This window comes from uncultured Caballeronia sp. (assembly GCF_964243625.1).
Lineage (GTDB): Bacteria > Pseudomonadota > Gammaproteobacteria > Burkholderiales > Burkholderiaceae > Caballeronia.
In genome coordinates, this window is the sequence record NZ_CAXTGZ010000145.1 from 1 (window position 1) to 12359 (window position 12359).

General features: G+C 60.5%; 14 protein-coding genes. 6 read left to right on the forward strand and 8 right to left on the reverse strand.

The genetic code is table 11. From position 1 onward, the window contains the following. From ACFFAR_RS12360 to rhaS, 5 genes are all read left to right on the forward strand, one after another. Positions 1–797 (forward strand): amidohydrolase family protein (locus ACFFAR_RS12360; protein ID WP_174365197.1); only part of this gene is annotated, 797 nt, incomplete at its 5' end. An 11-nt stretch (positions 798–808) separates the two neighbouring features. Then, the gene (locus ACFFAR_RS12365) at positions 809–2332 is read left to right on the forward strand and encodes an ATP-binding cassette domain-containing protein (protein ID WP_174365196.1); all 1524 of its coding nucleotides are present in this window, start codon (positions 809–811) and stop codon (positions 2330–2332) included. Continuing rightward, on the forward strand, positions 2332–3372 hold the full coding sequence (locus ACFFAR_RS12370; RefSeq protein ID WP_062003714.1) for an ABC transporter permease: 1041 nt from the start codon (positions 2332–2334) through the stop codon (positions 3370–3372). Before ACFFAR_RS12365 ends, ACFFAR_RS12370 begins: the two co-directional genes overlap by 1 nt. Beyond that, positions 3365–4366, forward strand: coding sequence for an ABC transporter permease (locus tag ACFFAR_RS12375; RefSeq protein ID WP_174363274.1), 1002 nt, complete (start codon positions 3365–3367; stop codon positions 4364–4366). Before ACFFAR_RS12370 ends, ACFFAR_RS12375 begins: the two co-directional genes overlap by 8 nt. Before the next feature lie 75 nt (positions 4367–4441). Next, complete coding sequence (gene rhaS / locus ACFFAR_RS12380; protein WP_062003195.1) at positions 4442–5467, forward strand: rhamnose ABC transporter substrate-binding protein; 1026 nt, start codon at positions 4442–4444, stop codon at positions 5465–5467. A gap of 189 nt (positions 5468–5656) precedes the next feature. Here the strand turns inward: rhaS and ACFFAR_RS12385 are convergent, their stop codons facing one another. The 5 genes from ACFFAR_RS12385 to ACFFAR_RS12405 form a co-directional block, all read right to left on the reverse strand. Further along, positions 5657–5971 carry an H-NS family nucleoid-associated regulatory protein gene (locus ACFFAR_RS12385; RefSeq protein ID WP_056364829.1) on the reverse strand — a complete coding sequence of 105 codons (315 nt, stop codon included), beginning with the start codon at positions 5969–5971 and terminating at the stop codon, positions 5657–5659. A gap of 401 nt (positions 5972–6372) precedes the next feature. Further along, complete coding sequence (locus ACFFAR_RS12390; RefSeq protein ID WP_062003194.1) at positions 6373–6618, reverse strand: hypothetical protein; 246 nt, start codon at positions 6616–6618, stop codon at positions 6373–6375. Positions 6619–6819: 201 nt separating this feature from the next. Beyond that, positions 6820–7809, reverse strand: a complete 990-nt coding sequence (locus tag ACFFAR_RS12395; protein WP_062003193.1) for an LLM class flavin-dependent oxidoreductase — start codon at positions 7807–7809, stop codon at positions 6820–6822. A gap of 129 nt (positions 7810–7938) precedes the next feature. Then, the gene (locus tag ACFFAR_RS12400) at positions 7939–8751 is read right to left on the reverse strand and encodes a PhnD/SsuA/transferrin family substrate-binding protein (protein WP_174363275.1); all 813 of its coding nucleotides are present in this window, start codon (positions 8749–8751) and stop codon (positions 7939–7941) included. A gap of 16 nt (positions 8752–8767) precedes the next feature. Continuing rightward, the gene (locus ACFFAR_RS12405) at positions 8768–9784 is read right to left on the reverse strand and encodes a fatty acid desaturase (protein WP_375507942.1); all 1017 of its coding nucleotides are present in this window, start codon (positions 9782–9784) and stop codon (positions 8768–8770) included. A gap of 274 nt (positions 9785–10058) precedes the next feature. On the opposite strand from ACFFAR_RS12405, the gene ACFFAR_RS12410 reads away from it, so the two are divergent. After that, complete coding sequence (locus ACFFAR_RS12410) at positions 10059–10916, forward strand: formate/nitrite transporter family protein (protein WP_062003191.1); 858 nt, start codon at positions 10059–10061, stop codon at positions 10914–10916. A 109-nt stretch (positions 10917–11025) separates the two neighbouring features. On the opposite strand, the gene ACFFAR_RS12415 is transcribed toward ACFFAR_RS12410, so the two are convergent. The 3 genes from ACFFAR_RS12415 to ACFFAR_RS12425 all read right to left on the reverse strand — a co-directional run bounded on the left by ACFFAR_RS12415 (position 11026) and on the right by ACFFAR_RS12425 (position 12308). After that, positions 11026–11334 carry a hypothetical protein gene (locus ACFFAR_RS12415; RefSeq protein WP_062003190.1) on the reverse strand — a complete coding sequence of 103 codons (309 nt, stop codon included), beginning with the start codon at positions 11332–11334 and terminating at the stop codon, positions 11026–11028. A gap of 302 nt (positions 11335–11636) precedes the next feature. Further along, positions 11637–11915 carry a hypothetical protein gene (locus tag ACFFAR_RS12420; protein WP_062171304.1) on the reverse strand — a complete coding sequence of 93 codons (279 nt, stop codon included), beginning with the start codon at positions 11913–11915 and terminating at the stop codon, positions 11637–11639. 45 nt (positions 11916–11960) lie between these two features. After that, positions 11961–12308, reverse strand: a complete 348-nt coding sequence (locus ACFFAR_RS12425) for a hypothetical protein (RefSeq protein WP_062003713.1) — start codon at positions 12306–12308, stop codon at positions 11961–11963. Positions 12309–12359 lie beyond the last annotated feature (51 nt).

Sequence of the window (12359 nt, forward strand, 5' to 3'; positions counted from 1 at the left end):
CACGCGACCTGAAGCATGACTATCTGATCAAGGATTATTTGAGCGAGACGGGCTCGGTGCAGGTGCTGAAGACCGTGCATGTGGACGCGAATCACGATCCGGACGACCCCGTTGAAGAGACGCGCTGGCTGCAGCAAGTCGCCGATAACGAAGGCCACGGCATGCCCAATGCAATCGTGGCGGGCGCGGATCTGTCGGCGGAAAACGCGCATGAAATTCTCGAGGCGCATGCGGCGTTCAAGAACACGCGCGGCATTCGCCAGATATTGAACGTGCATTCGAACCCGCTCTACAACTACGTAAGCCGGCACTTCATGCGTGATGCGCAATGGCGCAGGAATTTCGCGCTGTTGAAGCAGTATTCGCTGTCCTTCGATCTGCAGCTCTACCCGTCGCAGATGCATGAAGCGGCTCAGCTGGCGCAAGAGCATCCCGATACGCAGTTCATCGTGAACCATGCGGGCATGTGCGTGGATCGTGATTCCGCCGAAGGCAAGGCCGAATGGCGTGACGGCATGAAAGCGTTGGCAGCACGCCCGAATGTAGCGGTAAAAGTCAGCGGCCTTGCAATGTTCGATCACGAATGGACCGTCGAAAGCTTTCGTCCCTACGTGCTCGAAACCATCGATACATTCGGTTGCGACCGGTCGATGTTCGCATCGAACTTTCCGGTGGACCGGTTGTTCGCCACGTATGAAGGACTGTGGAAGGCGTATGCGTCTATCGTGAAGCATTTCAGCGATACAGAAAAAGATGCGCTCTTCAAAAGCAACGCAGAGCGAATCTATCGCATCTGAAGGAGACAGGCATGAGCACGAATCAAACGCCTCGGCTGGAGTTGAGGCACGCGAGCAAGTCGTTCGGGCGCGTGCGCGCGCTCGGCGACGGCAGCCTCGCGTTATGGCCAGGAGAAGTGCACGCGCTGCTTGGCGAAAACGGCGCGGGCAAGTCGACGCTGGTCAAGTTGCTTGCGGGCGTTTATCAGCCGGACTCGGGCGAATTGCTCGTCGACGGCGTGGCGCGCACGTTCGCGAATCCCGCTGAAGCACGCGACGCAGGCCTTGCCGTGATCTACCAGGAACCCACGCTGTTCGCGGACCTTTCGATCGCCGAAAACATCTACATGGGGCGTCAACCGCGCGATCGCATTGGACGGATTCGTTACGACGAGATGAATCGCGAAGTCGATGCACTGCTGCAATCGCTGGGCGTCAATCTGCGTGCTGAACGTCTGGTGCGCGGTTTGTCGATCGCTGACCAGCAAGTGGTCGAGATCGCCAAGGCGCTGTCGCTCAATGCAAACGTGCTCATCATGGACGAACCCACCGCGGCGTTGTCGTTGACGGAAGTCGAGCGCCTGTTTGCAATCGTGCGTGCATTGCGTGAACGCGATGCCGCCATCTTGTTCATCACGCATCGGCTCGATGAAGTCTTTGCGCTGACGCAGCGCCTGACCATCATGCGCGACGGCATGAAGGTTTTCGACTCGATGACCACCGACATGACCATCGATTCCATCGTGAGCAAGATGGTTGGACGCGATCTCGATACGTTCTATCCTAAAGCCGATGTACCGCCGGGCGAGGTGCGTCTTTCGGTGCGAGGCCTCACGCGCGACGGTGTTTTCAAGAATATTTCCTTCGATGTCCACGCGGGCGAGATCGTCGCTTTAGCGGGACTGGTCGGCGCGGGGCGCAGCGAAGTCGCGCGGGCAATCTTCGGTATCGATCCGGTGGATGCGGGTGAAGTAAAGATCGCGGGCAAGGCGCTGCAACTCGGCCGTCCGCAAGCCGCGGTTCGCGCAGGACTTGCGCTTGTTCCTGAAGACCGACGCGCGCAAGGCCTGGCGCTGGAGCTGAGCATTGCGCGCAATGCGTCGCTCACTGTACTTGGCCGGCTCGTCAAGCACGGGCTGATCTCGGCGCGTAGCGAGACCAATCTCGCCTCCGATTGGGGCAAGCGCCTGCGTCTGAAGGCGAGCGATCTGGATGCGCCCGTCGGCACGCTCTCGGGCGGCAATCAACAAAAGGTCGTGCTCGGAAAGTGGCTTGCCACAGGCCCTAAAGTGCTGATCATCGATGAACCGACGCGCGGTATCGACGTCGGTGCAAAAGCCGAAGTCTATAAGACCCTTGCCGATCTGGTCCGTGAAGGCATGGCGGTCCTGATGATTTCCAGCGAGTTGCCGGAAGTCCTCGGCATGGCCGACCGCATCCTGGTGATGCACGAAGGCCGGATCAGCGCCGACATTCCACGCGCCGATGCCAACGAAGAACGCGTGATGAGCGCGGCGCTCGGCGCTTCGCCATCGACGCTAGGGAAGGCCGCATGATGACCCGACATTCTCCCGCGATGCCGGCCGTGCACGCACCCAAACCGAAGCGCCGCAACGTGCTCGCGGAACTCGTTCGCAGCCGCGAGGCGACGCTGTTTGTTGTGCTGATTGCGTTGATAGCGGCCACCGCAGCAGTCAAACCTGAGTTCCTCAATCTGCAGAACCTGCGCGACGTATTGCTCAACGTATCGATCATCGGCTTGCTGACCGCCGGCATGACGGTCGTGATGCTGATGCGGCACATCGATTTGTCGGTGGCGTCGGTGGTTGGCGTGAGCGCATATTCCGTCGGCGCGCTTTATGTGATGTTCCCGCATATGCCCATCATCCTCGCGATGCTTGCAGGGATCGCGATCGGCTTCCTGATCGGCGCGGTGAACGGCACGCTCGTGACGTTTGGGCGCGTGCCGTCTCTGGTCGCGACGCTGTCCACGTTGTACATCGTACGGGGTGCCGATTACGCGTGGGTCCACGGCGGCCAGATCAACGCAACGAGCCTGCCCGATGCCTTCTCGCGCATCGCCACGGGCACGCTGCTGGGCATTCCGAATCTCGTGCTGATCGCAGTGGTGGTGCTGGTCGTGATCGGCATCTACCTCAAGCAATATCGCGGTGGCCGCGAGCATTACGCGATCGGCTCCAACCCCGAGGCCGCGCGTCTCGCGGGCATCCAGGTCGAGCGCCGCGTGATGATCGGCTTCCTGTTGTCGGGCGCGATTGCGGGTCTGGCAGGGGTTTTGTGGCTCGCCCGTTTCGGCACCGTCGATGCCAGCACGGCGAAAGGCATCGAGTTGCAGGTCGTGGCTGCGGCGGTCGTCGGCAGCGTCGCGATCACGGGCGGCGTGGGCACGATCATGGGCGCGACCCTCGGCGCGCTCGTGCTGGGCGTGATCAATATCGCGCTCGTGGTGCTACGCGTGTCGCCGTTCTGGCAACAAGCAATTCAAGGCGCGCTGATCGTTGCTGCGATCGCGCTCGACACAATGCTGGCGCGTTCCGTCGCACGGCGCATGATGAGGAAACGCGATCATGGCTAAACCCGATTCCGCACTCGCGCTGACCAAGCGGCGCCATCTCTCGTGGGAGACCATGCTCGTTGCGGTCCTCGTGCTCGCGCTGGTCCTGGGCCGCGTGTTGTCGCCCGAGTTTTTATCGAGCGCCAATCTCTCCAACATGCTCGCCGACTTCACCGAGATCGCGCTGATCGCCTTGCCGATGACGCTGATCATTGTTGCGGCCGAGATCGATTTGTCGGTGGCGTCGGTGCTCGGCGCATCGAGCGCACTGATGGGCGTGCTCTGGCACATGGGCCTGCCGATGCCGCTCGTGATTGCCATCGTAATGGTTGCCGGGACGCTCGCCGGGCTCTTCAACGGCCTCGTGATCGTGCGCTTCAACCTGCCTTCGCTTGCGGTCACCATCGGCACGCTGGCGCTCTTTCGCGGGCTTGCGTACGTGCTGCTCGGCGATCAGGCTGTGGCCGATTTCCCTGCCTCTTACACGTCGTTCGGCATCGACACCATTGCCGCTTTCCTGCCGATGCCTTTCGTGCTCGTGATCATCGGAGCGATCGTTTTTACCGTGCTTTTGCAGGCCACGCCTTTCGGCCGCGGCCTCTACGCGATAGGCGCAAACCCGGTTGCGGCGCAATTCTCCGGCATCGATGTAGCCCGTAGCAAGATCAAGCTGTTCATGCTCTCTGGCGCGATGAGCGCGCTCGCCGGGATTGTCTACACGCTGCGTTTCACGAGCGCGCGCGGCGACAACGGCGAAGGCTTCGAGTTGTCCGTGATCGCGGCCGTGCTGTTCGGCGGCGTGAGTATTTTCGGCGGAAGAGGATCGATGATCGGCGTGCTGTTGTCGTTGCTGATCATTGGTGTGCTGCGCAATGCGCTGACTTTGTCCGACGTCTCCAGCGAAACGCTGACCATTGTGACCGGCGGCCTGTTGCTGTCGTCGGTGTTGATCCCGAATCTTGTTGCACGTTGGCGTGTCATGCGCGAAAAGCGCCTGATGACGCAGACGCTTTGATGAAAGTTGGCTTTTTAAAACCAGCGTGAAGACTCCAAAAAAACGGAGCAGCGCGCGACATCAGGAGACACAAGCATGTTCAAACCCTTTCACTCACTTCGCGGTCCGGTGCTATGCGCCGCACTGATCGCGATCTCCGCGGCGGCCACAGTGCCGATCAGTGCGGCCGCCGCTGATCTGAAGAAGGACCTGAAGATCGCCTTCTTGCCGAAGCAGATCAACAACCCGTATGAGGTGATCGCCGATGAAGGCGGCCTTGCCGCCATCAAGGAGATGGGCGGGCAGGGCAAGGTGGTCGGACCATCGGATGCGGGCGCGTCGTCGCAGGTGCAATACATCAACACGCTGATCACGCAACGCCAGAACGCGATCGTGGTGGCCGCCAACGATGCGAACGCAGTCGTTCCGTACCTGAAAAAAGCGATGGCGCAAGGCATCAAGGTCGTGACGTTCGACTCCGATACCGCGCCCGACGGCCGCCAGATCTTCGTGAACCAGGCGAACTCGGAAGCGATCGGCCGTGGACAGATCCAGCTATTGTCGAAACTGGTAGGCGGCGAGGGCGAGTTCGCGATTCTCTCGGCCACGCCGAACGCGACCAACCAGAACACCTGGATCAAGTACATGCAGGAGGAGTTGAAGAAGCCTGAGTACGCGAAGCTGAAGCTCGTGAAGATCGCCTACGGCAATGACGACGACCAGAAATCGTTCGTCGAAACGCAGGGCTTGCTGCAGGCATATCCGAACCTTAAGGGCATCATTTCGCCGACCACTGTGGGTATCGCGGCAGCGGCGCGTTATATCTCGACGTCGCCGGCCAAAGGCAAAGTGATGGTCACGGGCCTCGGCACACCGAACCAGATGCGCGCGTTCGTGAAGAACGGCACCGTCACGGCGTTCCAGTTGTGGGACCCGGGTCAACTCGGTTATCTCGCGGCGTACGCGGCAGCCAACCTCGCGTCGGGCACGATCACCGGGAAGGAAGGCGACAGCTTCGAAGCGGGCAAGCTCGGCAAGCGCACGGTAGGCAAGAGCGGTGAGGTCGTACTCGGACCGCCAACGACGTTCGATTCATCGAATATCGATAACTTCAACTTCTAGAGCGTTTGGCAATAGCCGCTGCAAACGCCCTTCGGGGCGTTTCAGACGGTGTAATGAAGGTAGATGGTTCCACCCGGGACAAGGCAACGCCGTCCCTGGTCAGTCTGCAGGTTGCAGCCTGACACGCCTGAAGCTCGCAGTCCCGAAGCGACTAATCCAGCGACTGAGTCAGCGACTGAGCCAGCGACTTCAAACCCTGTAGAACTCTATATCTTGCCCGGCATGCACGGCGCGTTTGAGCCACTCTGGCATTTCACCTTCTCCGTCCCACGTGTCGCCGCTTGCATTCCTGAATACCGGCGTAGCGCCGTTGGCGTTCTCAGGCATTTGAGGCATGGAAGGTAGCGCGCGCTTTGTGGCGCTCGAACTCTTCGTCAATGGGGGAGGAGTAACAGAAGCCTGCGCTTCGGCCAATGCTTCGGCCAGTGCTGTTTCGGAAATGCCAAACTCAGCCATTCGGCTGCGCAAATAGGCAATGATGCTGTCTCGCTTTCTTTCGTCCACGGCTGTCCTGATTCAGCTTTTACTTTCTTGAAGGCGAGCCATCTGCCCGCGCGGACCGGGGCGGCTCGAGGAATAAGTGGGTTGACTAAAATCGTGGCGCGCTGAATGGCACGCGTCAATTAGTGTAATACCGCAAATCGCCGCCTTACTCGCAACAACCAATAATGGGTTGCTGCGAATGCGGTTCTACAAACTGGTTACTGTGGTTGAGATCGGTGCAAAGCGATGAGTTGCCGATTCAGCGGCTGAAAGCTCACGACCAGATCGGTGCACGACTGGCGGCTGGTCTTGTTTCAGAAACACCTTCGACCCAGCCGCGCATTTAACAATTTGTCCCGACACCCGCGGGCGCCACGAGGAAATGATAGCGCCGAATGCCGCTATTGTATGCCTAAATCATTTTAGCGATTATGTTGCTCGCCTGGCAGTTCCGCGCCATGCGCGCGAATTGCAGCAATCAGTTCCGCCGGCGTGATTTCATAACGCACTTCACGATGAATGCCTGCCTTCCGTTCGTCGACTTCAATCAGTAGAACAGCCTTGCCATCCGCAGCCGGCTCGAGACGCAACGTACGCACTTCCTGACCGGTTGCCTCATCACGCTCCGTCAGCAAGGTCATGGATCCTGTGGCGGGACTTCTGGCCATTCTCTCTCTCCCTTCCAATAATCCGACAGCTTGTTGTCGAGACCCTTCGTCAACGCGTCAGGCACTAAAAACGGGCATTGCGCGCCGGGTCGTGAGGTCACTGACCTTATTATTGCTTGTCAAAACGATACCCGTCCAGTATTGAACGCGGGTTCGCTGCGCCGCGTTCCATCCTGAAAGAACGCAGCCCGAAGTGATGCTTTACGATGACAATGCGGCGCGTGCCTGCGCCGTGATTTCGAACGAGCGCAGCCGCGCAGCCTGATCGTAGATTTGCGCGGTGACCATCAGTTCGTCGGGCTGCGTCTGTTCAATCAGCGACGCCAGTCCTGCTTCCACTTCCCGCTGGTCGCCGATTACCGAACATGCCAGTGAATGATCGACGCCCGCGCGTTCTCCGTCGTTCCACGGAATCTGCTTCACGGGCGGGGGCAACTGACCCGGCGTGCCGCGGCGCAGGTTGATGAACTGCTGCTGCAACGATGTGAACAGGAACTCCGCCTCGGCGGTGGTATCGGCGGCGAAGACGTTGACGCCGACCATTGCGTAAGGACGATCCAGTTGCTTCGATGGGCGGAATTGCGACCGGTAGACCTGCAGTGCTGTCAGCAGGTAATCCGGCGCGAAATGCGAGGCGAATGCAAACGGCAGCCCGAGCGCGGCGGCGAGCTGCGCGCTGAACGTGGATGAACCCAGCAGCCAGATCGGCACTTCCAGCCCCGCGCCCGGCACCGCGCGTACGCGCTGGCCTTCGACCGGTTCGGCGAAATAGCGCTGCAGCTCGACCACATCGTCGGGAAAACTGTCGGCGCTGCCGTGCAGGTCGCGACGCAGCGCGCGAGCCGTCGTCTGGTCGGTGCCGGGCGCGCGGCCGAGTCCCAGGTCGATGCGCCCCGGGAACAGCGACGCGAGCGTGCCGAACTGCTCCGCGATCACGAGCGGCGCGTGGTTCGGCAGCATGACGCCGCCGGAGCCGACGCGAATCGTGCTGGTGCCTGCGGCAACGTGTCCGATCACAACCGATGTCGCGGCGCTCGCGATGCCCGTCATGTTGTGATGTTCGGCCAGCCAGAAGCGCAGGTAGCCGAGTTTTTCGGCGTGCTGGGCGAGCTCGCGTGAATGTTGAAACGCGTCGGCAGCGGTCGATCCGACGGGGATCGGGGAGAGGTCGAGAACTGAAAAGGGGATCATTGCGGCTTCCGTGACTTCGAGCGGGCGGCTGTGCGTGCGGCGGACGAAAACACGCCGTGAACGCGCACCGCAAACGCGTGGCTAAATGCCGATTGTGCCGAAAGTCTTGAAAGTCTGCCGTGACCGCCCTCAGGCGAGGCGAGGGTAGCCGCGCCTCGCGGCGTCGGATTCGAGATCGATGATCGCCGAATAATCGCTCAACAGGCGCTGCGCGAAGCCGGCGAGCTTGAGGCGCGTTGCCAGCGGTGCATCCTGGGTGAGGGCGCGGGAAAGAGCGGTTCGAAGCGCATCGATTCCATCCGCCGGAATCCTCTTCGACGCAATCAGCGGCAAGCCCGGCGACGAGGCCGTCACGCCAATCTCGATGACGCCATCGGCGAGTGCTGGAAGATGTTCGCGCACGAAGGCGAAGGTCACGCAGTCGATGGCGGCAATGTCGGCGCGATCGTCGGCAAGCGCTTTGAGCGACGCCAGATGCCCTCCAGTTTCGACCAGCGACGAGAAGAACGCATGGCCATTCGCGAATGGCGCAACGGCGTGGCGCAGCAGGTTCATGCCGCTGTTGGAGTCGTCGCTGTTATAGGCGGCGCGCAGGCCTCGACTGGATTCGAGCGATGTCACGCTCGCCGCCTTGCGCGCGACCAGCACGCTTCGATAATCCCCGTTCGCGCAGCCATCGATGGAAAAAATCGGGGTCGCGACTAGCTGCACGCGGCCGTCAAGCGCGTGCATCAGCGGATAACCGCAGGTCTGGGTAAGGAGCACGTCGTCGCGCAGCCAGAATTCGGTCAGCGATGTGTCGGGATCGACCAGCTCCAGCGTATCGCCGCGAGCGTCAAGCCACGGCCGCAGTTGACCGCGTGCGTGTTCCAGCAGCACGCGCCAGTCGCCGGCGAGCGTTGGTGTGATGTTGTACATCGGTAAAGCCGCAAGCCATTTCATGCAGGTTCGTTGTCCCTTATACGGCTTGCGCGACTCCGGACTTTGCGTCCTTGGCAGCTTCGAGTTCGGCGAGCGCGATCTGATCGGCGCGGGCGTGCAGCGGATGCAGCGCCGGTGCCACCGGTTTTACGCCGTGCCGGACCATCCATTCCTGATAACCCCGCACGATAAAGCCGCCGTTTCGCTGCAAGTAAGCATCGCGTTCGTCATGATAGATCGCCGATAACGCGAACCACGGCGCGCCCGGCAGATCATGATGGACCGAGTGGAAGTTGTTGTTCAGGAACAGCAGCCGCCAGAACCACGATGCTTCGTTGATGACGGTGCGTTCACTGATGTTATCGGCTGCGCGGTGTTCCTGGAATGAGCGGATTGCGCTCAGGGCCAGCGCCGGGTATCCCACGCCGAAAACGAAAACGAGAGGACTGATGCCGCAATAACGATCGAGCCACGTGACAAGCAGACCGAGCATCACGAGATGGAGCGCCCATGCGCCAGCCATCCGGGCGTTGCCGCGCGCAATTGCGACCATTGCCGAACCGAGCGTCGATGCAATCGAAAACCAGGGCGCGAGCACAATGCGTCCAACGAACGTGTTGCGAAACGTGAGCAGGCCACGCACGACGAACCCCGCGCCGCGCCAGCGTTCCGCCGATACAAAATAGGTTTCCGGATCCAGATCGGGATCTGTGAGATGAACGTCGTCGTGATGGCACAGATGCGACTCGCGGTACACCGCGAACGGAAACCACACCGCGAGCGGCGCAATGCCGAACAACGCGTTGAGCAACGGAAAGCGGGTCGGATGGCCGTGCAGCAATTCGTGCTGCAACGAAAGATATAGGCAGGAAAGCACCGCAAGGATCCCGACGGCGAGCGGCACGCCAAGGGCGCGTGCATTGAGCGCCGTGCCGAACCATCCGCCATACAGGGCCACGATCAGGAGCCACGTGGGCCATTCGCTGCGCCAGCGCCATGAAGCGCGAAGCTGATGGATGGTGCGGCGTTGGGCGTCGTCGATGTAAATACTCATGGGAATTCGGTGACGGATCGAGCCACGATCTTAGCGTCGCGTCGCCGCCGGCCAAACCAAGCGATTCCGCTAAGCTTGTTCCCATGCGATGAATCTGTTTATCACGGTGTTGACGCACTCCACATTTCAGACGGTGTAAGGATTTAGTAGGCATCTTTCCTGCTCCTGCGATGCAACCCCAACCATGGTCGGGGTGGCTCGTTCGTCCGGACTTGGCCAAGACAAGACAGCGCGACGTCGGCCATGGCTCGGCGACCGCTGCAGGGAGCGCGCGATGCCGCAAAAGCAGGAAGCAGAACAAAAGAATCAGGAAGCAGGGTCGAACTCTCCCCATCTCGACAGCGACGAAAAGGAACAGGCCGCCGAACATTCGTCCCCGCACGCGCTCGTGATCCACGAGATCGTTCGCGAGGAAGGCGAGAATTCGATGGACCGTACCTTCTTCGCGCTGGCGTGGTCGGCGCTGGCGGCGGGGTTATCGATAGGATTTTCGTTTCTCACGCAGGCCACGCTTTTAAGCGCGTTACCCGATGAGCCTTGGCGCGATCTGGTGGCATCGTTTGGATACACGATCGGATTCGTGATCGTGATTCTCGGACGCCAGCAATTGTTCACCGAAAGCACCCTGAGCGCCGTATTGCCCGTGCTCACGCGCCGCGATCTGAAGACCTTGTTGAAGACGTTCCGGCTATGGGCGATCGTGCTGTCGTTCAACCTGATCGGGACGATCATCTTCGCCGCGATCCTGCAGATCCACGGTGTGTTCTCTGACGATGTCGTCGGGTCGCTCGGCAAGCTTGCGCAGTTACCGATCTCCGGCAGCTTCGGCGTGACCGTAGTCCGCGCGATCTTCGCAGGATGGCTGATCGCGCTGATGGTATGGCTGCTGCCGAGCGCGCGCTCCGCCCGTTTCCTGACAATCCTGCTGATCACCTACACGGTCGCCGTGAGCAAGCTGTCGCATGTGATCGCGGGGTCCGTGGAAACGTCGTACGCGGTCATGACGGGCGCCGCGACCATTCGCGATTACCTGCTCGTATTCCTGTTGCCGACGTTCATCGGCAATATGATCGGCGGGATCTCGCTCGTGGCGATCGTCAATCACGCGGCGATTGCGCCCGAGATCGACTGATGCTTCTGCCTGCTTGCGAGCGGCACGCCTCCAGGGCACGCTGTTCGCAAGCAACAACATATGACCAACGAAAGCGCACTCATTGCGCGCAATGGCGAAAGCGTCGTGATTACGCCGCTTTCGCCCAAAGCCTGTTGGTCGATCTCTTGCCCCCGGATACCGGACCGCCGGGCGGCTGTGAAAACGAATCGAGAACCTTGCGCAATGCATCGATACGTTGCCGCTGAGCCGGCACGAGCACGTGTTCACCGCCTACCGCAGCAAGCCGTTCACGCCAGTAGTCCACATTCATCGCGCCTGTCGGCTTCTGGCTCATTGCGCGCAACTGGCCGATTGCGCGTTCAATGTGCTGGAGTTCCGCGTCCGCATGCGACGATGTTTTCAAGCCCCCAGATGTTGCACCCTGTTTGTTTTTCATCTGCGCCACCGTTTTTGCCGGCGTACTGCCGCGAGCGCTGCCACCTGTTTCGATGACAAGGCCCGTCGTGCGTCGTCCGGCTTTTTTTCCCCTTCGCCTGCGCGCTTATCTGCGCGTCGGGCGGCCCCGGTTTGATGCGACCGTCGATGCATACTCGCCCGGTGTGGCGGCCATGCACTGTCTGGAATCGCACATTGGGCGCGCTGGTGGGTGCGCAGGGGAACACGGGAATTTTACGGATGAAATACGCAAACGTTTTCGCGGTAAAGGGTATCCGTGATGCTACGCTTGCGTAGTAAGGATTACCCGGTGCTTGGGTCGCGTGGCTTGCCGCTGCGTTTGATCTGCTCGTCCATCGCAAGGTCGAGCTTGCTCACGCGTCGTGGTTTTTCCGGCTTGAGCGCGTTCACGAACGCTACAAAATCGTCGAGCGGCAGGGGTGAGGACAGTTTTTGCTCGCCGGCGAGCGCGCGGTCGACGAGATAGAAAAGGCCGCCGCTCAGGCTGATCGCGGCGTACTGAGGATTGCCCGAGCGTGTCTTGAGCCGTTCAACGGCGTTAATGGCTTTAGTGGACCGCACGATCGGCTCGTCTGACTAGCTGTCCGGCTTTGAAAGGCGAACTCATCAGGAACCGTTGGTTCCGGGCGCGCATTTCTTGCTCGCGCCTTCGAGCCACAAGTTCGACACATGCCGTTCGCCCGGATAAAACCGGTACGAAGTCTCGCCGTTGTCGAAGCGAACCTTGATCACATTGGAATCGCCGAATTCGAGCATCGTGCCTTGCGGAATCGGTGTTTTCTTGAACTTCGCATCGTGCTTTTGCGCCTCGTCCGTCAGGCACTGGACGATGCTCGTGACCGATGCGTTCGTGGCGGTTTCGACTTCGGGTTGTCCGGCGTCGGCATTATGAAACTGGCCGCAGGCCTGGAGCAAAAACAAGGGAAGCGCGAGAGCGCAGGCAATCTTTTTCATGGTGTCCTTCAAAAATTCGGCCACAGCAACGTTGGGTCTGTCATGCCGATT